The sequence below is a fragment of the Streptococcus sanguinis genome, from assembly GCF_001078705.1.
Lineage (GTDB): Bacteria > Bacillota > Bacilli > Lactobacillales > Streptococcaceae > Streptococcus > Streptococcus sanguinis_D.
This window is the reverse complement of record NZ_CDMW01000001.1, coordinates 433,828-456,369: the sequence shown is the minus strand read 5'-3', so window position 1 is coordinate 456,369 and position 22,542 is coordinate 433,828. Positions and strand designations below refer to the sequence as shown.

The 22,542-nt window shown below is 43.4% G+C and carries 24 protein-coding genes and 1 pseudogene; 1 reads left to right on the top strand and 24 read right to left on the bottom strand.

From position 1 onward, the window contains the following. Positions 1-25: 25 nt before the first annotated feature. From SSV_RS02465 to SSV_RS02400, 14 genes are all read right to left on the bottom strand, one after another. Positions 26-1,168 carry a M20 peptidase aminoacylase family protein gene (locus tag SSV_RS02465; protein ID WP_072073541.1) on the bottom strand — a complete coding sequence of 381 codons (1,143 nt, stop codon included), beginning with the start codon at positions 1,166-1,168 and terminating at the stop codon, positions 26-28. Positions 1,169-1,355: 187 nt separating this feature from the next. Then, positions 1,356-2,519, bottom strand: coding sequence for a DUF4352 domain-containing protein (locus SSV_RS02460; RefSeq protein WP_072073540.1), 1,164 nt, complete (start codon positions 2,517-2,519; stop codon positions 1,356-1,358). 310 nt (positions 2,520-2,829) lie between these two features. Continuing rightward, complete coding sequence (locus SSV_RS02455; protein WP_002901009.1) at positions 2,830-3,546, bottom strand: YebC/PmpR family DNA-binding transcriptional regulator; 717 nt, start codon at positions 3,544-3,546, stop codon at positions 2,830-2,832. A gap of 240 nt (positions 3,547-3,786) precedes the next feature. Further along, positions 3,787-4,206 carry a hypothetical protein gene (locus tag SSV_RS12350; RefSeq protein ID WP_072073539.1) on the bottom strand — a complete coding sequence of 140 codons (420 nt, stop codon included), beginning with the start codon at positions 4,204-4,206 and terminating at the stop codon, positions 3,787-3,789. Positions 4,207-4,377: 171 nt separating this feature from the next. Beyond that, positions 4,378-5,181, bottom strand: coding sequence for a DUF6612 family protein (locus SSV_RS02445; protein WP_072073538.1), 804 nt, complete (start codon positions 5,179-5,181; stop codon positions 4,378-4,380). Positions 5,182-5,386: 205 nt separating this feature from the next. Beyond that, entirely contained in the window at positions 5,387-6,481 is a 1,095-nt protein-coding gene (locus SSV_RS02440; protein WP_072073537.1) for a nucleotidyltransferase, read from the bottom strand. A gap of 1 nt (position 6,482) precedes the next feature. Then, positions 6,483-7,217 carry a class I SAM-dependent DNA methyltransferase gene (locus tag SSV_RS02435; RefSeq protein WP_072073536.1) on the bottom strand — a complete coding sequence of 245 codons (735 nt, stop codon included), beginning with the start codon at positions 7,215-7,217 and terminating at the stop codon, positions 6,483-6,485. 74 nt (positions 7,218-7,291) lie between these two features. Then, positions 7,292-7,657, bottom strand: coding sequence for a ribosome silencing factor (rsfS, locus tag SSV_RS02430; RefSeq protein WP_072073535.1), 366 nt, complete (start codon positions 7,655-7,657; stop codon positions 7,292-7,294). A 9-nt stretch (positions 7,658-7,666) separates the two neighbouring features. After that, a complete protein-coding gene (gene yqeK, locus SSV_RS02425; protein ID WP_072073534.1) occupies positions 7,667-8,269 on the bottom strand; it encodes a bis(5'-nucleosyl)-tetraphosphatase (symmetrical) YqeK in 603 nt (200 codons plus the stop codon). Further along, on the bottom strand, positions 8,266-8,898 hold the full coding sequence (locus tag SSV_RS02420) for a nicotinate-nucleotide adenylyltransferase (RefSeq protein WP_072073533.1): 633 nt from the start codon (positions 8,896-8,898) through the stop codon (positions 8,266-8,268). Before SSV_RS02420 ends, yqeK begins: the two co-directional genes overlap by 4 nt. 28 nt (positions 8,899-8,926) lie before the next feature. Continuing rightward, positions 8,927-9,238 carry a ribosome assembly RNA-binding protein YhbY gene (yhbY, locus tag SSV_RS02415; RefSeq protein ID WP_002896287.1) on the bottom strand — a complete coding sequence of 104 codons (312 nt, stop codon included), beginning with the start codon at positions 9,236-9,238 and terminating at the stop codon, positions 8,927-8,929. Positions 9,239-9,343: 105 nt separating this feature from the next. Further along, complete coding sequence (gene yqeH / locus SSV_RS02410) at positions 9,344-10,450, bottom strand: ribosome biogenesis GTPase YqeH (protein WP_072073532.1); 1,107 nt, start codon at positions 10,448-10,450, stop codon at positions 9,344-9,346. Between the two features lie 2 nt (positions 10,451-10,452). Beyond that, positions 10,453-10,980 (bottom strand): YqeG family HAD IIIA-type phosphatase, encoded by a 528-nt coding sequence (locus SSV_RS02405; protein ID WP_176693534.1) that lies wholly within the window; start codon positions 10,978-10,980, stop codon positions 10,453-10,455. Between the two features lie 173 nt (positions 10,981-11,153). Beyond that, complete coding sequence (locus SSV_RS02400) at positions 11,154-11,843, bottom strand: hypothetical protein (protein ID WP_141640125.1); 690 nt, start codon at positions 11,841-11,843, stop codon at positions 11,154-11,156. Between the two features lie 180 nt (positions 11,844-12,023). Between SSV_RS02400 and SSV_RS02395 the strand changes: the two genes are divergently transcribed. After that, positions 12,024-12,650, top strand: a complete 627-nt coding sequence (locus tag SSV_RS02395) for a TVP38/TMEM64 family protein (protein ID WP_072073531.1) — start codon at positions 12,024-12,026, stop codon at positions 12,648-12,650. A gap of 70 nt (positions 12,651-12,720) precedes the next feature. On the opposite strand, the pseudogene SSV_RS02390 reads toward SSV_RS02395, so the two are convergent. The 10 genes and pseudogenes from SSV_RS02390 to codY form a co-directional block, all read right to left on the bottom strand. Continuing rightward, positions 12,721-12,954, bottom strand: a pseudogene (locus SSV_RS02390) (EamA family transporter); the annotation flags it as partial. A gap of 122 nt (positions 12,955-13,076) precedes the next feature. Then, positions 13,077-14,123, bottom strand: coding sequence for a 2,3-butanediol dehydrogenase (locus SSV_RS02380; RefSeq protein ID WP_042762971.1), 1,047 nt, complete (start codon positions 14,121-14,123; stop codon positions 13,077-13,079). Between the two features lie 121 nt (positions 14,124-14,244). After that, the gene (locus SSV_RS02375) at positions 14,245-14,601 is read right to left on the bottom strand and encodes a hypothetical protein (RefSeq protein WP_072073530.1); all 357 of its coding nucleotides are present in this window, start codon (positions 14,599-14,601) and stop codon (positions 14,245-14,247) included. Between the two features lie 243 nt (positions 14,602-14,844). Continuing rightward, complete coding sequence (locus SSV_RS02370; protein ID WP_255297032.1) at positions 14,845-15,549, bottom strand: hypothetical protein; 705 nt, start codon at positions 15,547-15,549, stop codon at positions 14,845-14,847. A 38-nt stretch (positions 15,550-15,587) separates the two neighbouring features. Then, complete coding sequence (gatB, locus tag SSV_RS02365; RefSeq protein WP_072073528.1) at positions 15,588-17,021, bottom strand: Asp-tRNA(Asn)/Glu-tRNA(Gln) amidotransferase subunit GatB; 1,434 nt, start codon at positions 17,019-17,021, stop codon at positions 15,588-15,590. Next, entirely contained in the window at positions 17,021-18,487 is a 1,467-nt protein-coding gene (gene gatA, locus SSV_RS02360; RefSeq protein ID WP_072073527.1) for an Asp-tRNA(Asn)/Glu-tRNA(Gln) amidotransferase subunit GatA, read from the bottom strand. The genes gatB and gatA overlap by 1 nt, the downstream gene beginning before the upstream one ends. Continuing rightward, a complete protein-coding gene (gene gatC, locus SSV_RS02355; protein ID WP_002896305.1) occupies positions 18,487-18,789 on the bottom strand; it encodes an Asp-tRNA(Asn)/Glu-tRNA(Gln) amidotransferase subunit GatC in 303 nt (100 codons plus the stop codon). The genes gatA and gatC overlap by 1 nt, the downstream gene beginning before the upstream one ends. 203 nt (positions 18,790-18,992) lie before the next feature. After that, positions 18,993-20,729, bottom strand: coding sequence for an aspartate--tRNA ligase (aspS, locus tag SSV_RS02350; protein ID WP_072073526.1), 1,737 nt, complete (start codon positions 20,727-20,729; stop codon positions 18,993-18,995). Positions 20,730-21,040: 311 nt separating this feature from the next. Beyond that, the gene (locus tag SSV_RS02345; protein ID WP_072073525.1) at positions 21,041-21,598 is read right to left on the bottom strand and encodes a cysteine hydrolase family protein; all 558 of its coding nucleotides are present in this window, start codon (positions 21,596-21,598) and stop codon (positions 21,041-21,043) included. After that, positions 21,598-22,386 carry a GTP-sensing pleiotropic transcriptional regulator CodY gene (codY, locus tag SSV_RS02340; protein WP_072073524.1) on the bottom strand — a complete coding sequence of 263 codons (789 nt, stop codon included), beginning with the start codon at positions 22,384-22,386 and terminating at the stop codon, positions 21,598-21,600. The genes SSV_RS02345 and codY overlap by 1 nt, the downstream gene beginning before the upstream one ends. Positions 22,387-22,542 lie beyond the last annotated feature (156 nt).

Here is a 22,542-nt window from a genome sequence, read left to right as displayed (position 1 = left end):
TTATCAGCCTTGAGGCAGCCATTCACTAAACTTTCTGCCTGTAGTGCTGCAAGAGAAAGAGTGCACTTTCTACATAGTAAGGAACGGAAACTTTGAAGGCTTCGTCGTCAATGACCATGCTGTCGTGATGGAGATCAGGAGCATTTTCCGCACCATTTGAGCCGATAAAGGCAAAGACGCCTGGAAGCTCCTCCTGATAAAAGGCAAAATCTTCTCCAGCCGAGGATGGATTGGCAGGTAGGACCTCTGCCAGATTCTGTGAGTGTTCATAGAGCAGCTCAGCCAATTCGGGGTCATTATAGGTGACTGGCGATGTAGGCGCCCAAGAAATCCTGACTTGAGCCCCAAAATTTTCTGCTGTATTCTCTACAATTCGAATAAAGTCTTCCCTGATGCGCTGCTGCAAGGTTGGATTAAAGCTGCGAATGGTCCCTTCGAAAAAGCCCGACTGCGGCAGCACATTCCAGGTCGCTCCTGCTTCGATATGGGTCACTGACAAGACAGTCGCTTCAAAAGGAGACACAGTTCGAGCCACCAGAGCCTGTAAGTTTTGAATCATGCTGGTCAAGGTCAGTACCGTGTCAACACCCAGATCTGGTCTAGCCGCATGACTGCTGACTCCTTCTACCTCAACCTTAAATTTCTCAACACCAGCCATCATGGCTCCAGCCTTGAGTGCCAGCTGCCCCGCCTTAAGCTGTGGCATATTGTGAAAGCCGATAATAGCAGCTACATCGTCCAGCAGACCGGTCGCAAGGACCTGACTAGCTCCCTGTGCAATTTCCTCAGCAGGCTGAAAGATCAGACGAATCGTCCCTCTTAAATCTCCTTCCATGGCCTTGAGTAACTCTGCTGCGCCTAAAAGGCTGGTCTGGTGAAAATCGTGGCCGCAAGCATGCATGACACCTGGATTCTGACTGGCGTAAGGCAGACCAGTCCGCTCCAAAATGGGCAGCGCATCAATATCTGCCCTCAGAGCAATGACTGGCTTGCCAGAACCAATCTCAGCAATCAAACCCGTTTTCAGACCAGAATCTAAAATCCTAATCTCCAAATCTTCCAAATAGCCTTTTAGGAAAGCCGTCGTCTCAAATTCCTGCCCAGACAGCTCTGGATGCTGATGAAGATAATGCCGCGTTTGCATCAGTTTATCATAAAATTTTTTCATGGCAGACTCCTTCTAAAATAAACTCAAAATAAGTACCAGTTATTGAAAATTAGAATAAGATATTTCTATAATAGGAAGTTTTTGTAACGTAAAACGAACAAATTTATCAGCAAGAATCTGCTTCGATAAATCTGTTCGTTTCTTTCTATTAATGACTCTTTATATGATTAAAGAATCATTTTTTCTTTTAATAAGAATTTCCACTAAATGCTCGAACAAGCGATTTGTAGCCAATACTATCAGACGTATCAACTACCCACTTGCCATTTTTCTTGACTAATTTAAGTTCATAGCCTTCATTTTCCATGTACTTACTTGTCACTAACGGAATGCTGTCAAATTGACTTGGGGCTTGTTCTAAGATGTATTTTTCAGCAGCAGAGTATGCATCATTATAGTTAGAGTAATCAGCCTTATGTTCATCTGCAAATTTTGAAACTAGATCATAAGTTCGAATATTTTCCAAGCCAATTGTCTCAGGACGAACATAGACAATTGCGCTTTCAGGGAAGAAACTCTTCACTTGATAGCTAATCTTAGCACGTTTTGCATTCGCCTTAGTATAGGCATCTACAAATGTACGCAACTCTGCTTCAGAAGGTTTGTAGTAAGTGAATTCTTCTCCAAATTGTGTTGTGAAAGCTTTTGTAAAATCACTCTTGGCCTTAGCTAAATCTCCACCTAGAATAAATTCATCTCCCTTATCGGCATCTTTATTTTTCTTCTTATCATCTTTTTTATCTGCTAATGGGGTAAGGGTCGCAGAATTGGGGTTGTTGTTGCTAACATTTCCCGCATTAGCTGAGTCAGCTCCGTTTAAGAAAACTTGATCAACATATTGTTTAGCAAGCTCTTCAATTTTTTCAACATTATCAGGATATTTAGCAGCATCAACTTTAATAGTGACATCTTCTTTTTCTTTCGCATCTATATCAGTATAGAGAGGAGAATAATGAAGTTCGTACTTTTCTTTCGGATCTACTTCAAAAACAACATAGCCACTGATACTCTTGTTTTTAGAAACTTGTTCAAATGACATTGTTTTAAATTTATCATTTGAATCATAAACATTAAGTGGCTTAATTTTTTCATCATCAGAATTATATAGTGTAATATCTCCCTCAGAAAGACGGAGTTTCTTATCGCTCTTATTCTTAATTTCAACATTTAAAGCAAGATATTTTGAATCTGAAGACTCATCATTTGGTAAGACATAAGTACCGCCTTTTATTTTAACATCTACATCGTTATTACCGGAAACTCCATTCTCAATTGCTTTTTTAGTAAAGCTACAACCAGTAAGAAAAACAACCAAGACTGAAAGAAATAAATATCGAAAAACCTTTTGCATGATTTTCTCCTTTTTATAATATAAAATATAACATCAAAAAGAGCTGCTAATTATATCTTATTTGTATTGAAAAGATAACCATTAGTTACCAAAACTATAAAGATAGTCTGTTAAGAAAGTTAAGCATCTCTAATTAAAAACATTATAATTTAAAATTTATTTTACCATATTTGCCTATTAGTGTAAACCCTTTTTTTACACTTTGTTTACAAAACGCTAATACAAAAGATATATTTGTAACATCTCATCAATATTTTTTCTCAAACTAAAAAAGCCGATATAAACTCAGCTTCTTATAATTATACTGTAATCAGAATCCATCTACATTCGTATAGATTTTTTGGACATCTTCGTCGTCTTCTAAAACGCTATAGAGTTTTTCAAAGGTTTCGAGGTCTTCACCGGTCAACTCTACTTCAGACTGAGGAATCATTTCAAGCTCGGTTACTTGGAATTCTTGAATGCCAGATTCACGCAGAGCCACGATAGCCTTGTGAAGGTCAGTTGGCGCTGTATAAACAGTGATGCTTCCTTCTTCTGCTTCAACATCATCAACATCCACATCCGCTTCCAGCAGCTGTTCAAAGACACTGTCAGCGTCGTCCCCAGCAAAGACAATCACGCCTTTATTATCAAAAAGATAAGATACAGAGCCGCTAGCTCCCATATTACCGCCATTTTTACCAAAAGCAGCACGGACATTAGCTGCAGTCCGATTGACATTTGAAGTCAGAGTATCAACAATCAGCATAGAGCCGTTTGGCCCAAATCCTTCATAGCGGCCTTCAGTAAAGGTTTCGTCAGTGTTTCCTTTTGCCTTATCGATGGCCTTGTCAATGACATGCTTCGGCACCTGAGCCTGCTTAGCTCGGTCAATAACAAATTTCAAAGCTGTGTTAGACTCTGGATCTGGATCACCTTTTTTAGCCGCTACATAGATTTCTACACCAAACTTAGCATACACTTTTGAGTTTGCGCCGTCTTTGGCCGTTTTCTTTGCCACAATATTGGCCCATTTACGTCCCATTGGAGATTCTCCTTTTGATAAATTACATTTTTAATCTTTCTTATTATAACACAGGGAATCAGAAAAATCACTAAGAAAAAATGATAGCTTTTAGAAGAACCAGCTTGGTTTCTTTAACTTTACACCTATTTCTATTCCATAAAAAATCCAGTCGCTAAAAGAGCAACTGGACGGTACATTCTATTTCCCGAAACCGGCAGGTCTGTCATAACGGACCTTTACCGAAATCCATCAAAAATATCACTGATCATTTTTCACAATAGATAAATCCGGTTTGCACCTGCTTAAACAGTCAAAAACATCCTCTATTCTGCCATCTAAAAAAGTGACATCTACTCGAACGGACTTGCCATGATAAGGCTTGACATATAGGTAGTCTCTCCGATAGCGCCTGACCCCCAGTCGAAAAGAAGGCTGCCCATCAGAAGTTCTGCCCCAAGCCGGCCGGTAAAGGACACTTTCCAGCTGATTCCAAGCAAAGCTATGCTTTTTCAAGAAAGCACCTCGCACGGTTAGGCCCCATTCTGTTCCCGCAAGAACAAAGCACTTTTTACTCAGCTTGCGTCCTGCATGGATTATTATAAAAATTTCAAGTAGACTGGCTAAAAGAAAGGTAAGGAAAGAAGGCAAACCGAATGAAAAAATTCCTGATCCAGGCATGGCTTTATCAATTGAAAACAAGAGCAAGCAAGCTAAAACGCCAAAAATGATGCCAGAGACCAAAAGACAGATGCCAAGATGACTATGGTCAAATAGAGTCCTCTACGGTAGCGAAATGCAAACAATAAAGGCATGACTTTTCCTTTCTCAGCTAATAGTTTTGCTTATGCTTTACTGAGGCGCCTTAAATTCATCTTCCTCTACCTTATTCCAGTCAGAATATTGAGTATCTGTTTGAACATCCAAACTGCCTTCTTCACCTTTATAAGATAAACCTAACTTAAAGTCTTTTAAGAATAAGGTCTTTTTATCCAAGCGTACTTCTAACGTTTTATCCATATCAGCCTGAGTAACACCTGTCAGCTCTAGTTTGAATTCTTCACCAAAGAGCCCCAGCAAGTCAGCATTTTTACTGCTTAATTTAAAAACATATTCATCACCGCTTTCTTTTACAGTGACATCATCAGCCATTTGATAAAAGCCATCCATAAGTTTGAAATAATCGGGCTGAACATAATAATCTGCCCCACTTCCCATTTCTTTCTTAGACCATGTTCCATTTTTAGAAGAACGAGTATACAAAAGTTTATCCTGTCCGCCTGGCATAATCGCTTCTTGATAGCTCTCTTGACCGCTCTCTTTTCCATCTATTACTAAATGCCCCTTGGCCAGCTCATCTGTGCTTTTGTCATACAGAAGGTCTCCGCTCATCGTTTGAGTTTTATTGGAACCATCTACAGTGATGGATAGTTTTACCTTCATTTTCATTGAAGTTAGATCTTCATTCGCAGTTTCTGCTTTCTCCAAGAGTTCTTCAATATCGTCAGAAGAAGTATTCTTTTGGATCTCACGGGAGCTATTCTCAGTCCCACCCTGATTCTTTTGAGAATGCTTCTGCCCAATCAAGCCACAAGCACCTAAACTAAGCGTCAGCAAAGCTGTAAGGGCCATAAAGGTAATCTTTTTGAATTTCATGAATCTTCCTCCTTTGAGACATGGATAGGAAAGATAAGCATTCAATCAGCACAGCAATGTTTTATTGACCGAATGCTAGCTTTCATACCTACAGTCAAACCACTAAAAAGCAAATCATGCTCCTTAGTGAAAACAAGTTTATTTGTTTATTATACCATTTTTTATTTACCTTCGCAAACAAAGCAAAAAGGCTGAACATTCAGCCTTACTTGTCTTTCATAATCGGAACTCGTCCAAAGTTCTGTTCCTTAAGTGCAGGATTGCCTAGCTGATAGACCTTGTCGGCCTGCTGGGTCAAACTATCCCATGGCTCCTTGCCGATACGGCTGACCAATTCAACTTTTCCCTTAAGCTGGGACAAATGCTGGCGCCCCTGCTCGGAAAAGCCTAAGATATGAATAGCTGACGGAATCTCTTCTTGCCTAGCTCCGACCAGGATATAGGTCAGCAGACGCCGGACCCGAGCCTTGGTATAGCGCTTGGTCGCCACCTGCTCAACCAACTCTTCTATAGTCTCACTGTTTTTCAAGGCCTCTCTAATCCTAACGGCAAACTCCTGATTGACCTGATAAAAGTCCGTCAAATCCGGACAGGTCACTATCTGGTATCGAAGATAAGGAAAGAGGTCCGACCAGGTCACCTTGGGTGCCATTTCAAGCAAGTGGTAGGCTGGAGTGAATTTCTTGAGAAAGTCTGGCTGATCCAGATTCTGACGAAGGGCAGTTGCAGAGGCAAATTCTTGATTAGCTGATAAGGAATGGTAGCCAGCTCCCTGACGTTGAATCGGGCACAGTTTTATATCTCTTCCCGCCACAGCCTTGGCATAAGCCAAGCCCAAGATATGATTGGGAGTAGAGCCTGAGAAATTGAGCCCTGCAAATTCCTGCCACATGGCCTGAGTCTTCTGGGGATAGGATAGGGAATCAGGTAGGCTAGCCAGATAAGCATCCATCTGCTCTGCCTTTTCACCATAGACCCTAGAGATACTTTCATAATCCAACACTTCCTCAGTTCCAAACATTAGATGATCAATGCCCAGTCTCTCTAAGATGTCCACTGCTCCCTTAGCGAAAAAATCTGCCGCCTGAACGCTGACCAAGAAAGGCAGTTCAAGAACCAAATCCGCTCCCGCTTCTAAAGCCATCTGTGCCCGAGTCCACTTGTCCACGATAGCCGGCTCCCCTCGCTGAACAAAATTGCCACTCATAGCGATAATTTTCAGACCAGAAGCCTGCTCCAGCAGATATTTGTGCCCATTATGAAAAGGATTAAACTCTGCGATAATACCAGTAACTGTCATCTCATTTCTCCGCCACAAAGAACCAGCGAGCGCTCTTGTCAGTTGGCTCCTTGTCCTCAAAGTCCGCGTAAACCTTGACATTCTTAAAACCAGCCTGCTCCAGCAAGATATCATAGGTCAGAATCTCATAGGTCCGCTCCTCATGCACCTCATCATGGCGCGTGAAGCGACCATCCTCATCTTGGACAAAGAAGGTCAACTCATGTACGATGGAATGAGGCGGTTCGTCCGCATAAGAATCCCAGACCATAGCAAAGGTTTCAGCATTTTCGTGATAGGAATAGCCAGGAAAAACCTCGTCAATCTGGTAAATCGAGTGCACGTCAAAGATAAAACGACCGCCCTCATTTAGATGCTGGTAGACTTGAATGAAAACCTGACCGACATCGACTTCGTCTTCCATATAGCAAATCGAGTCCGAATAACAAGTCACCAAATCAAACTGACCGACGCCACTCAAATCCAGCATATTGCCCTGGATAAAGGGAATATCCAAACCGGCCTCTCTGCTACGTTTCTCCGCCAAATCCAGCATTTCCTGACTAAGGTCCAACCCCGTTACATCAAAACCAGCCTGCTTAAAATAAATAGACTGGATGCCCGTACCACAGGCCAACTCCAGCAGCTTTTTCTTATCCTTGGGAAAATGACGCAGGCTGAAATCTGTCCACTTCTCATACAAAGAATCATCCATAATCGCATCGTAAACCGACGCGAAGGTTTCATAAGTTGCCATACTTTTCCTTTCAAAAATAGCCCAGCCAGCAGGCTGACTGAGCTAAATTCTGCTTTCTGCCTAAGGGCAAAAAATCACTTGTTTTTTTCTTCCAATAAGGCTGCAACATCCACACCAGTCGCTTCGTGCCAGAGTTTTTCCAGATTGTAATGCGCCCGCATTTCCTCAGAAAAGACATGGACAACGATGCCGCCCAAGTCTAAGAGCACCCAGCCGCCAGCTGCGTCTCCCTCAACATGATCAGCAGAAACACCCGCCGCCGCAGCTTTCTCACGGATATTTTCAGCGACTGCATCCAGCTGACGACTGTTCATAGAGCTGACGATGACAAAGTAATCTGTCACAGTAGTCAGACCTTGCAAGTCCAAAACCACAATATCTTCTGCACGCTTTTCATCAGCCGCCTTCACGACCAGTTCCAATAATTCTTGTTCTTTCATAGTTCCTCTTTAATTTTCTTCTATTTCCTTCAAATATCCTATAAAGGCATTGTAGGTCTCCAAGGTCTGCGGATAGATGGGCATCCCTTTGTGAGCCAAATGCTCCACAGTCCTTGCTGTTTCATAGGCCACAGCTAGATTGAGTGACCGCTGGGCCAGCTCTCTTGCCTTTTCCACTCCCGGAAAGTCGCGGTTGTACTCAATGTAGTCGGCAACATAGACGGCCTTGTCCAACTCAGACATGGTGCCACTGCCCACTGTATGAACTTCGATGGCTCTTAGAATCTCAGCATCTTTGATGCCTAAATCTTCCTGAATTTTATAGATGCCCACCATGCCATGCCAGACATTATTGCCCCAGTTTTTCAGGTCAGGGTCCAGCTGATATTTGTCAATCAAGGATAGAAAATCCTCATCCGAGACCTTTTTGGCATAGTCGTGCAGGAGTCCTGCCAGACCAGCTTTTTCGACATCAAGACTGAAGCGCTCCGCTAATTCACGGGCAGCCTTTTCCACACCTAGACAATGCCGCAAGCGTTTCTCAGACATGACTGTTTCCATCTTAGCCAGCAAGGCCTCACGGCCCATACTGATATAGCTTTCATAGGTCATAGGTATAGCCCTTCTTTCTCGATATAGTCTAAGACTGACTGAGGCAGCAGGAAATTTGGAGTCCGTCCCTGAGCCAGAAAATCCCGCACCATACTGGAGGAAATATCCATAAGCGGCACATCCACCCAGATGACAGGGTAAGAAGTCCCCGCCTTGTAGCGCGGCCGCTGAACACCGACAAACTGAACCAGCTCAACCAGCTCATCAATCCGGTACCACTTGGGAAGATAGTCCACCATATCCGCACCGATGATAAAGTAATAGTCCGTATCTGAATGATGCTCTGTCAGGAGCTTCATGGTGTCGTAGCTGTAAGAAATTCCCTTCCGTTCCAACTCAATGGTTTCAATTCCTAGGCCTTCGATGCCCTCAATAGCCAGCTCCAGCATTTTCAGCCGATGCTGCTCATCAATGGTCTCTTTCTTATCCACATGCGGCGGTTCGTACTCTGGCATGAGCAGGACCTGATCCAAGCCCAACTGTTGGCGGACCTGATCCGCCACGACCAAATGAGCATTGTGGACAGGGTTGAAATTCCCACCTAGTATGCCAATCTGCTTGCGTTTTTTATCTTTAACTTCTGGTTCTAATTCCACCTTGGTAAAGGGGGTCAGTAATTCAATAGCCATAGGCTGACATCTCCACAGAAATTTTTCCTTAAATTTGCTTGACTTTGACAGAGAGTTTGCGATTTTCCTTCTTGCTGGACTGCTTATAGAGAATCAGGATCCGGCCAATCTTCTGCACAGTATCTACTCCGATCTCTTCTTCCAGAATCTCCGCGACCTCATGGATATTCTCATCTGTATTCTGCAAGAGCGTAACCTTGATCAGCTCTCGTGCATCCAGTGCCTGACGAACGCTGGTTTTGATTTGGTCGTTGAGTCCATTTTTCCCAATCTGAATGATAGGTTTGAGACTATGTGCCTGACTGTTGAGAAAGGCCCGTTGTTTTGATGTTAGTGTCATGTTCTTCTATAAGGCTTGAGACAGTTGGGACCTGCTTTTCCCCCACTGTTCATAGCCTTTTCCTTCCTTTTTTAAGGGAATTTCTTCCCCTTGGTGTCTTGAGTATTATATAATAGCTTTCCGAGTGACAACTGCCACACCCTCTGGCGCCCAGCCGGCTACTCGGGCAGGACCACTGACGCGAATCCAGCCCAGACCAGAGAAGACAATATCCGTCTTGTCCTTGATGGTAAATTCATGCTTGACCAAGGCCGGAAAGTCTTCCTTTTCCTTGCCAACTGGCGGCACCAAGAGACTGCCGACATGCTTGTCATAAAAGCCGCTGGCACCTTCCAACTTGGTCCGGTGGAGCTTGAGCTCATTGTCAAAATAAGCCGTGAAGCCTTGCTTGTCGCCTGCCACAAAGTCAAAGCGGCCTAGGCCACCCAAAAATAGGGTTTGCTCAGGATTGAGCTGATAGGTTTTGGGCTTGATTTCCTTTTTGGGACTAATGTATTTGAGATTCTTAGCAGAAAGATAGTGAGCCATCTGGTGACGATGGATAATGCCCGGTGTATCATAGATATGACTGCCGTCTGCCAAAGGAATCTCGATTTTGTCCAGAGTTGTACCCGGGAAACGCGAAGTCGTAATAATATCCTTATCGCCCGTAATTTCCTGAATGATGGCATTAATCAAAGTAGACTTGCCTACATTGGTCACGCCGACGACATATACGTCACGTCCCTTGCGGCAATACTCAATCTTGTCAATCAAGTCCTTGATGGCCAGCTTGTTCTGAGCAGAAGTCAATACCACATCGACTGGACGCAGGCCTTCTTCGTGAGCCCGCTCCGTCAGCCACTGGGTCACCTTGCTATCCTTGACCGACTTAGGCAGAACGTCCTTTTTATTCCCAACCAAGAGAACATCGTTTCCAGCAACAAAGCGAGGCAGACCAGGAATAACTGATCCATTAAAGTCAAAAATATCGACAACATTGACGACCAAAGCGTCGCTATCTCCAACCTCATGCAGAAGCCGTAGAAAGTCATCATCCGTCAGCTGAACATCGCTGATTTCATTGTAATGGCGCAGGCGGAAACAGCGCTGACAATAGAGTTCACCTGTCTCCAAACCTTTTTCTAGAGCCGACTGGGGCGTATAGCCTAGCTTGCCCTTATCTTCTGTCTGAATAGTGGCTCCGCAGCCGATACAGAGAAGTTCTTCCATGCTTAAATTCCTTTTTTGTATTGAATTGGGCCGTATTTTTCAGTGATTTTCTTGAGCACACGGCGTTCACGCGCCCGATTGATCTGAGTCTTGATAGAGTCATGCTCGACCAGTGGTTTAACCAAAATCGAACGAATCCTGGCTCGATGTGCTGCCCGAATATCCGTCATGAGCTGGTCGCCCACCATGACCACTTCATTTTTTTCAAAATGAAAAAGCTTGAGCACTCGGTCAATTCCCCAAGTGAAGGGTTTCATGGCCCAGTAGACATAGTCAATTTCAAACTTTTCAACAGCCCGCTTGACCCGTTTTTGGTTATTATTGGACACCACGATAATCCGAATGCCCGCGTCCCGCAAATCATGGAGCCACTTCTTCATCTCTGGGGTCCCGTCAGGATTATTCCAAGCAATCAAGGTGTTATCCAAATCCACCAAAACCGCTTTGATCCCCTGTCTTTTCAAACTCTCTACTGTCAAATCGTAAACTGCCTCGACCGCAAAGTCCGGCATATAATCTTCAATCGCCACATCTCTCTCCAAAAATTCGTATTCTCATTATTATAGCATAAAATGGGCTTTTTGGCACTCTTGGTCCTATTTCTTCTAGAGTGGCTAGGTGATGTGCCCTTTTCTATTTTCCAAGCAAATGAAAACAGCTCCCCAAGCGGGAAGCTTTATTTTAAAATGGGCAAAATTCATGCTCATAGTCTAGGCCAGTGGCCATCTTTTTCTTTACGTAATTTTAATTCATAAAATTCTTGAAGATCGAGAATAATACCGGTAGCACCCTCTGCTTCATCTTTTTTAATGTGAAGAACCTTAGAAAATTTCTGAAAATCCTTCTCCTCAACACCTGGGGCGATACGAATATCGACAGATTGCCATTCACCATCTTTCTCTTCGTAGCCTACTAAAGCAACTAGAAAATCTGTTCCTATTTTATACTCACCGGTTAATAACATTGCTATATCATTAAAAAGACCGTCGTAGTAGGTAGGATTCGACACTGCAAACAATATAATATCTTCTCTCTTGAGCTCTCCATCGACACTAGCTAGGGGAATCTCATCTACACGCTCAAGCATCGGAAGAACGGTTTCATGTTTTAATGAAGCAATGCTTAAAGAATTGTTGTATGGAGAAGATGGATTCATAATTTTGCTATAGCTATTCACATACTCTGCGACTCCTCCCAAAAGGAACAAGAAGAAATAACTAACTACAAATAGTAAAGTACGTGTTTTTCCGAAAAATAAGAAACAAATTAAGGAACAAATAATTAAAAATAATACAAAGAGAATAATTGTATGAGGGTGGGAAAATACTCTTATGAGATTATCATATGCAATTTCCCACAATTTTTGATGATATAAATTTAGATATTCTTCCACTATAGGCTCTCCTCTTACGCATTTTTCTTTGATTTTGAACAATTATTTGAAAACTTATGGTTTACTAATTACATCATTATATCATCTTTCAAGCTTTTTGACACCTTCAGCCTCAAGGGTTACAAAAAGGACAAAAGATGATATTATAGTGGTGATAGTATAAATGTTCTGGAGGTTTGTATGGCAGAAAAAAACAGACAGATGCAGGCTGTTTCCCCTCTTTTGCAAAAGATTATCAACTGGTCGTCCGCCATTGGCGCTCTAGGAACGGTGGCCTTTTGTCTTTGGGCATATTTCGCAGGCATTCTCCAGTCCAAGGAAACTCTCTCAGCCTTCATCCAGCAGGCAGGCGTCTGGGGTCCACCTCTCTTTATCTTCCTGCAGATTCTACAGACGGTCGTACCCATTATTCCTGGCGCCCTAACCTCTGTCGCTGGCGTTTTCATCTACGGCCATATCGTCGGCACCATTTATAACTATATCGGCATTGTCATTGGCTGCGCCTTGATATTTTATCTAGCGCGCACCTATGGTCCAGCCTTTGTCCAATCCGTCGTCAGCAAGCGCACCTATGATAAATACATCGGCTGGCTGGATAAGAGTAATCGCTTTGAGCGCTTCTTTATCTTCATGATGATTTGGCCCATCAGTCCAGCCGACTTTCTCTGCATGTTGGCTGCTCTGACCAAGATGACTTTCAAAAAGTACATGCTGATTATCCTTCTCTGCAAGCCCGTCACTCTCATCATCTATACCTACGGACTAACTTATATCATTGATTTTTTCTGGAAAATGGTCTCCAAATAAAAAGAAGTTGAATGAAGTTCAACTCCTTTTTTATTTATCCTTTTTTTGTTTCTTATATATAATGATTCAACTAGGAGAGGCTGCAGGACTTTTTCTTTTTTTGCAGCCATAAATCTTTAAGGGAAATGAGCGAGACAGCTATTAAAATCATAGCAATCCCTACCAGGTCAACGACATAAAAGCTCTCCTTCATCAGAAAAAAGGCAAAGAAAACCGCTGAAATAGGCTCAATGGAAGCTAGAAGACTGGATTTGACAGGACCTATCAGGGAAGTACACTTAAGAAAGACCGTGTAGGAAAAGATGATTCCTTTCAAAACTTTTGACATCCCAAACCTCTTTATATATCTTTGCTTATTACAACACAAACCATAAAGAAAAATCAGCCAGTTTTGACTGATTTTCGTCTCATGATTAAGCAAAGATTTTATTCTGGCGATACCAAAATCTTGATCTGCGCCTTGTCCTGAGTCAGCTCAATAAAGCCTTCTTGCACAATATCCTCCAGCTTAATCTTCTTGGTCACAAGCTTGTCAGCAGAGAAATAACCCTGCTCCATCAGTTCCAGCACCTTAGGGAAAATATGCCGATAGGCGATAATACCCTTAAGCGATTTTTCTTGAATGGCAAATTCATTAGGGTTGATGCTAGCTTCTCGTTCCCAGATAGAAACCACCATACATTCTCCGGCCTTGTGGACAGCAGCTAAAGCTTGTCCCAGCACAACCGGCACCCCAGTCACTTCATAAGACACATCTGCCCCGCCACCAGTTAAACGATGAATAGCAGCTACCACGTCTTCGCCTTCTTCTGGACGCACAATGATGGCCCCAAGCTCCTCAGCCTTGGCTTGGCGTTCTGGAGATAACTCGACACCATAAATCTTAGAGGCACCGGCTGCCCGCAAAGCCTCAACTATCAAGAGACCGATTGGCCCCAAACCGAAGACCACCGCTGTATCGCCCGTCTTAAGAGCTGACTGACGGACTGCGTAAACAGCCACAGCAGCAGGTTCTGTCAAGGCTGCCTGCTCATAGCTAAGGCTGTCTGGAACTTTGTGAACAATGTCTCCGTCCAAAACACAGTATTTGGCAAAACCACCGTCTGCCGCCAAACCGACAAAGTTTAGATTAGGGTCCAGATTGTAATCACCGACAAGATTATGCTTAGCCAAAATGGGCTCAACTGTCACCCGGTCGCCAACTTTGACCCGTGTCACAGCACTGCCGACCTCAACAATCTCCCCAGCAAACTCATGTCCTAAGGTTACAGGCGCTTTCTGACCAGAGTAGACATGCTCTGTTTCTGTCGGAATAAAAATCGGTCCGTCCAGATATTCATGCAAGTCAGTTCCACAGATTCCTGTATACTTGACCGCAATTTTGACCTGATGCGGTTGGACTTCCGGTACATCCACTTCTTCAATACGGACATCTTTAGCGCCATACCAACGCGCAGCATTCATTTTTGCCATAAACATACCTCGCTTTATAATTTGTTAGTTTAATTGTAAACCCTTTCAGAAATCTTGTCAAAAGATTAGCTACATTTTCAAAAAATAACATACAAAAAACCAGCATCAGCTGGTCATAGACTTATTCTGCAATTCTAGCCGTATAAAAAGGCAGAAGGAAGAGGAAGCTAATACACAGAATCAAGAGAATCACACGGAGCCATCCGCCAAATAGAAGAGCCACCACTAAAGTTCCCAAATAAACAGAAAAGTTAGTAAAATTAGTTTCAATCAGCAAGGTTTGGCCTGCTTTAACTGTCACTGGCTTGGTTTTCATAGGAGCAGATCCCGCACGGACTTCTGCTTCATTAGCTGCAATTGGAAAAACAGCCTCTTCTCCGTTTTTGATTACGCCAACTTTCTGGCCATTAATAAAGATTGGAAATTTCCCAATAATCCCAACAAAACCTGTCTCGCGTTTAATTTTAATTTCTGACATAAAAACTCCTTTGTTTTTTCTATTATTTTAACATAACTAATGGCTAAATAAAAGGCTGTTATATTAAAAAAACTAAGCTATTAGTTGTCTATAACATAAGAAACATATGGTCGCCTCTATTCCTTATCTCTTAATTTGACTGCTTGATATATGACTTTTACTATTTTCAAATATATAAACATAATAAGGAATATTTGCTGAAACATTCTCACACCTGTCTACAATTACTTTTTTATTCACTAATCACTCCAGATCTACCATGATTGAATTCGTAATGACAAGTAATCGTTTTTTGTCAGAGAATTCTAATATCAGCTCAAAATGGCCTTTGCTATTAATCATCACATCTACATTAGTTGAACAATCTTTTTTAAAACCATACTTTTCTTTTAAATTATTAAAGTATTTACTAGTATCTACAGTATCATAATCAATCCTTTTCATACCTGTACCAGGATGTTTGGCCATATAATCAAAAATAGATAGCTTTTTAAAAAATTGAGGTTCTAATTTCAGATTTAAAACATCTAAATCATACTCTTGGGGAACCTCCTTATTATATTGTAATTCTCTGTTATGATAATGAACAAGAAACTCCGTAATTTGTCCCCCTTGCTCAATTGCATATTCTCCCGTATTATCAGGTTTTAAATAAACAATCCTTGATATTTTACTATTAGCATTTTCATCTATCATAAAAATTTTACTGCTATATAATTTTACATTTGAGAAATCCTTCTTTTCTTCTGCTAAAAAGTCAAAAAGTGGCTGAAACTCCTTCTCTAATTCGTACTGTTCTTTTGTGCGATTTTCTGGTATTTTCTCTCCACATGCACTTAATCCTATCATTATCAATATTCCAGCTAGTAGGAGAATAATTATTTTTGAGACTTGTTTCATATCTATAGCTCCTATGTTTTTTTCTATTTTATCATATTTATTCTCCACAACAAAAACCAGCCTCTTGACTGGTTTTCTACTTATTTCTACAATTTCTCCAACTCTTCATTGAGCAGTTTTTGTGCTACTTGTGGGTTAGCTTGACCCTTGGTGGCCTTCATGAGCTGACCGATCAGGGATTTAGCAGCATTCTTATTGCCGCCTTTATAGTCATTGATAGCTTTTTCATTGTTGGCAAATACTTCTTGGATGATTGGAAGAAGCTGGGCAGGATCTGAGATTTGAATCAGGCCTGCTTTCTGCACATACTCTTTAGCAGAGCCGCCATTTTTGGCTAGATGAACAAAGACCTTCTTAGCAATCTTAGAGGAAATCGTTCCGTCTGCAATCAGAGCAATCATCTCAGTCAGATTCTCAGGTGTCAGCTCAATCTCAGAGATAGTCTTGCCTTCGGCATTGAGGTATTGAGCCACTTCTCCTTGGAGCCAGTTAGAGACAGCCTTAGCGTCACCACCTGCGGCAACAGCTGCTTCAAAGAAGTCTGACACAGCCTTCGTCGCTGTCAGCTGCTTGGCATCGTAGTCAGACAGACCGTAGTCACCCACATATTTGGCACGTCGTTCTTTTGGAAAGGCTGGCAAGCTGCTACGTACTTGCTCAATCCAAGCATCCTCAATCTCAAAGATCGGTAGATCAGGCTCTGGGAAGTAACGGTAGTCCGCTGAACCTTCCTTAACTCGCATGAGCAGGGTTTCGCCAGTTGCTTCGTCGTAACGACGGGTTTCCTGACGAATTTGACCGCCACTGCGTAGGATTTCTGCTTGGCGTTTTTCCTCAAATGCCAGACCCTTACGGACAAAGTTGAAGGAATTAAGATTTTTCAGCTCAGTCTTGGTACCAAACTCTTTCTGGCCGTAAGGACGGATAGAAATATTGGCATCAACCCGCATGGAGCCCTCTTCCATCTTGACATCCGAAATACCCGTGTACTGGATGATTTCCTTGAGGGCAGTCAGATAGGCATAAGCTTCTTCTGGACTGCGCATATCTGCTTCCGATACAATCTCAATCAGCGGCACACCTTGGCGGTTGAGGTCCACATAAGAGTAGCCATCGCTGCCGTGGGTATTCTTTCCAGCATCTTCTTCCAAGTGGGCCCGCTCGATACGGATTTTCTTGGTCGTGCCATCTTCTAGCTCAATCTCAATCCAGCCATTGTAGCCAATCGGCTCATCAAACTGAGAAATTTGATAGGCTTTTGGATTGTCCGGATAGAAGTAGTTCTTGCGGTCAAAGTGCATCTTCTGGTGAATATCCATGTTCAAGGCCAGAGCAGCCTTGATACCATAGTCAATGACACCCTTGTTCATAACAGGCAGGACACCTGGGAAGGACCAGTCAATGATATTGGTGTTGGCATTGGGATCCTCACCGAAGTGAGCTGGAGCCGGTGAGAAAATTTTTGAATTGGTCTTCAATTCAACATGGACTTCCAGTCCGATAACTGTTTCAAAGTTCATTATTTTTCACCTCCAAAGATAACTGGCTGCTGTTTGTGATAGTCAGTCGTCGCTTCAAATGCTGCGGCTGCCTGATAGATGGTCGCTTCATCGAAGTGGTTCCCAATCAACTGCAAACCGACTGGAAGACCATCCGCAAAGCCAGCCGGGATTGAAATGCCAGGCAGGCCGGCCAGATTGACTGGAATGGTCAAAAGGTCAGCCAGATACATGGCCACTGGATCTTGGTTTTGACTGCCCAAGTCATAAGCTACATTTGGTGCAGTTGGACCTAAGATCAAGTCATATTTTTCAAAAACCTTGGCAAAATCCTGCATAATCAAGGTCCGAACCTGACCAGCTTTCTTGAAGTAGGCATCGTAGTAACCAGATGACAAACTGAACGTTCCCAGCATGATGCGGCGTTTCACCTCGTCACCAAAGCCTTCGCTGCGAGATTTGACATAGACATCTTCTAGATTTTCAATTCCTTCTGCGCGGTAGCCATAGCGAATACCGTCAAAACGCTGCAGGTTAGAGCTGGCCTCAGAGGAAGCAATAATATAGTAGACTGCCACGCCGTACTTGCTGTGGGGCAGGCTCACTTCTTCAACGATTGCACCTAGGCTTTCCAAGTGCTTCGCCGCTGCCAGAATCGTTTCCTTGACCTTGCTGTCAATTCCCTCACCCATGTATTCCTTAGGCAGGGCAATCTTCATACCCTTGATGTCTTGGCCAATCTTGCTGGTAAAGTCTGGCACTGCCTCTTGTGATGATGTAGAGTCCTTAGGATCATTACCAGAAATAACATTCAAGAGCTGGGCATTTTCCTTAACTGTCTGAGAGAAAGGCCCAATCTGGTCTAAAGAAGAACCAAAAGCAATGAGACCAAAACGAGAAACCCGTCCGTAGGTTGGCTTGAGGCCTACTACACCGTTAAAGGAAGCCGGCTGACGAATGGAACCACCCGTATCTGAACCCAGTGACAGACGGACCTGACCAGAAGCAACCGCAGTCGCTGAACCACCAGATGATCCACCAGGAACCTTGCTGCTGTCCCAAGCATTCTTAGTCGTCTTAAAGTGAGAGTTTTCGCTGGATCCACCCATGGCGAACTCGTCCATGTTGGTCTTTCCGACGATAATCATGTCCTTACCGTAGAGTTTCTCCACGCTGGTCGCATCAAAAATTGGCTTGTAATTGTAGAGTATCTTGGAGGCAGCCGTCGTCAACATTCCTTTGGTTGAGATATTGTCCTTAACTGCCAGCGGAATCCCACTCATGAGATTCTCGGCGTCAATGCCCTTGGCGTCTAGAGCCGCAGCCTGAGCCAAAGCTTCCTCTTCGCTGACAGTAATGAAACTATCCACAGCTGCTTCGCGTTCTTTGATGTCCGCCTGAGTTGCCTGAGTTAGCTCTACCGCAGAAATTTCTTTCTTGACCAGCAAATTATGCAGCTCTTCAATGGTCTTGTGATTAAAAGTCATTAGGCATCTCCTCCGTCATCTAGGATGGCAGGCACTTTGATGTAGCCCCGCTCTTTTTCAGGTACATTTTGGAAAAGCTCTTCCCGATTCCAGCCTGGTTGAGCCACATCTTCTCGCATGTAGTTGATATTGGCAGCTACATTGGAAGTGAAAGGCACACCCTCTGTGTCCACTTCATTAAGCAATTCGACCATGTCGACAATCTTGGTTAAGGTCGTCGCAAACTCAGCCGTTTCTTCTGGTGAAAAAGCCAGTTTTGACAGCTTAGCAACGTGACTTACTTCTTCTTGAGTAATCTTCATCTCTGATTCCTTTCATAAGATATGTGAGCTTTAGCGACTGAAAATAACAATTTCTAGATGATATCTTTATTTCCAAGCTTCAGCTCACCTTTACTTTGACAAGCCAGGGACGCTCATTTATTTGCCATCCGCTAGCTCTTTTCTTCAGCTTCTTCCTGCCATTCTTCAGGAATTCGCATCATTTCATTTTACCATATTTCAGGCTAATTCTTCAATTCCAAATGCAGTTCTTTGAGTTGTCTTTGATCAACCAAACTTGGGCTTTCCAGCATAGGATCAAAGCCAGTACCATTTTTTGGAAAAGCGATGACTTGGCGGATATTTTCTTCCCCAGCCAAAATCATAACCAAGCGATCTAAGCCCAGAGCCAAACCGCCGTGTGGCGGGAAGCCGTACTCCAAAGCTTCTAGGAAGAAACCAAAGTCCCGTTCATAGTCTTCTCGGCTCATGCCCAATAGCTCAAACATAGCCTCCTGAGCCTTCCGATCATGAACCCGCAGACTCCCCCCACCAATTTCATAGCCGTTCAAGACGATGTCGTAAGCGTGACTGCGGAATTGGTCTGGCTCCTGTCCATCTTCAAAGATTCCCTGTGTGAAAGGATGGTGCATGGCTTGATAGCGGTTTTGGTCTTCATTCCACTCCAGCAGCGGCCAATCCACAACCCAGAGAAAATGAAGCAAACTCGGGTCAATCAAATCCAAAGCTTTTGCGACTTCTATGCGCAGATGTCCCAAAGCTTCCTGAGCCCGACGCTTCTTAGCCATGACTAGCAGGATGAGGTCTCCCTCCTTGGCCTCAAAACGTGCCAGCAACTCCTGACTTTCAGCTTCAAAGGTACTAGCCAAATCACCAACTAACTGGCCATTTTCAATCTTGAGACTGGCAAAACGACTGCAGCCAAATTCCTTCATTTCCTGATAGTAGTGACTCAGCTGTTTCTTGCTAAAAGCACTAGCCGCATCTGGCACACAGATTCCCATCACTTCCTCTTGGTTATCCAAGGCTTTCTTGATGAGAAGCGAGTCATTGGACTGACACAAATCCGTCAAACTCTTTAGCTCCAGACCAAAGCGTGTATCTGGCTTATCAGAACCAAAGCGGCTCATAGCCTCTTCATAGCTGATAGTCGGAAAATCTTCTGTCAACTCTAAACCATGAGTTTTCTTAACAACAGCCTTGAGCATAGCTTCAACCAAAGCTCGGATTTCTTCCTCACTGGCAAAACTCAGCTCCAAATCCACCTGGGTAAACTCTGGCTGACGATCGCCCCGCAAGTCTTCGTCACGGAAGCATCGAACAATCTGATAATAGCGCTCGAGGCCAGCTCCCATCAGCAACTGCTTGAGCATCTGCGGGCTCTGTGGCAAGGCGTAGAACTGATTTTTAAAGACCCGGCTAGGCACCAAGAAATCCCTAGCCCCTTCAGGTGTTGACTTGGTCAGATAAGGCGTCTCCACTTCCAAAAAGTCCAAACCATTCAAATATTCCCGAATGGTTGAGGCGACCTGGTGGCGTAGTTTGAGGTTGTGTGTCATCTTCTCGCGCCGCAAGTCCAGGTAGCGGTATTTTTGACGCAGGTCTTCCCCTGTATAGGCATGTTGAGCCAGCTCAAAAGGCAGGGCCTTGCTGCTAGCAATAACCTCAATCTTCTCTGCCCTCAGCTCAACCTTACCAGACTTGATGGCCTTGTTGACAAAGCGTTCTTCCCGCTGAACTACTTGCCCCGTCACTGCTATGACATCCTCTTTGCCAATGTCTTCCAGCTTAGCAAAGTCTTCAATCTCACCGCCAACGAAGACCTGAAGCAAGCCCTCGCGGTCCCGCAATTCAATAAAGGCTAGCTTGCCGTGATTACGGATATTGGCCACCCAGCCAGTTGCGGTCATGGTCTGTCCGACCTGCTCTAAACCATAGTTTCCGATAAAAATTTCTTTCATGTTCTTTCCCTCTCAAATCAATTAGTAGCTCCGTTTTGCTGTTAAAGATATTTGAAGCATTCTTCTATCGTCTTCACTTGACCTACTGCAAAATAAAAAGCTTTCGTCTCTAAAACAGACGAAAGCCGTGGTACCACTGTTATTCGCTGCCCTAAAAGGCAGCCTCTGAGCTCGTAACGTGAGCGACGTTTGTGCTTAATCACACAAAAGATTACGAAACATGTTCTTCGGTTTTTGCTTTCTTGGTGCTGCTCTCAGCTATCAGCACTCTCTGTACAAGTCAGCAAGCCTACTCTGCTTCTCTTTTACTCTTAAATTGTATCTATTATAGTCGAACCCAGGACATTTTGCAAGTGGTTTAAGGCAAATTTGTGATTTTCCTCTGACAGAGAAGCCACTGCCGGCTCTACCACCTGAATCTGATAACCAAGATTATAGGCATCAATCGCTGTATGCAAGACGCAAATATCCGTCAAGACCCCAGTCAAAATGACCGTATCTACCTTTCTTTCCCGCAAGCGAATATCTAAATCCGTACCGGAAAAGGCAGAATAATGGCGCTTATCCATCCAAAAGACCCGCGAATCTGCTTGATGCTTGTCATAAAAATCAGCCAAAGGACCATAAAGATTGCGCCCGCTAGTCCCTTTGATATTGTGAGGCGGGAACAACTTACTCTCAGGGTGAAAGACATCATTCTCATCATGGGCATCAATAGCAAAGAAGATATAATCGCCTCGGTCAAAAGCTGCCTCCGTCACTTGAGCAATGGCTTCAGAAATCGCCTGAGCGGGCGCTCCTGCTGTCAGCTTGCCCTCATCTGCGACAAAATCAACTGTATAATCAATGGAAATCAGTGCTTTTGGCATTAGTAGTCCCTCTTTTTAATTTCATCAAAGACATCTGGAATCAGGACTTTTAGATAAGTTCCTTTCATCCCCAGCGAACGGCTTTCAATAATCCCAGCACTTTCCAGCTTACGCAAGGCATTGACAATCACTGAGCGGGTAATCCCAATACGGTCAGCAATGACAGATGCTGTCAGCTGGCCTTCATTGCCAGTCAGCTCGCCCAGAATAGCTGAAACAGCTCTCAGTTCTGAGTAGGACAGGGTATTGACTGCCATAGTCACTGCTGTCCGGCGGCGGATATTTTTCTCATCCTCTTCCCGCTGGAAGTTAAGCAGCTGGATACCAACCACTGTGCTAGCAATCTCAATCAAAATCAGATCATCGTCCGCAAATTCCTTGTCATTGCGCCAGATAATCAGTGAGCCTAGACGAATTCCTGACACATGAATAGGAGCAATGGTTGTCAGCCCGTCTGGAAACTCATCCTTGGTCTCCACTGGGAAAATCGTCAAATCATGTGCAACCGGCAGATTAGCCTCTGTTTCATAGATCAGATTAGCTTCGTGAACGTATTCCTCTGGGAAATTCTTATCCTGGAAAAAAGCTTCCACACGGTCATTATTGGTCTTGTAGCGCATGAAATAGCCTAAAAGACGGCCCTTGCTGTTGATAATGCAGGCATTACAGTGGATAATATCAGCCAACTGACGCGTAATAGCATTGTAGGGCAGTTCTTCCTGCATCTGCTCCTCTGAGCGCTTCAAAATAGACGTAATTTTTCGTGTTTTTTCTAGTAAATTGGCCATGTTTTTACCTCGTATTTATTGGCTTCATTGTAACATAAAAGCAGTAAAATTTCAATAATTATCTGAAAATTTTTTATTGAAAAACAATTACATACAATTCGATAAAATAAAGAATTTTTCAAGTATATGACTTGATATATCAAGTCATATTAAACA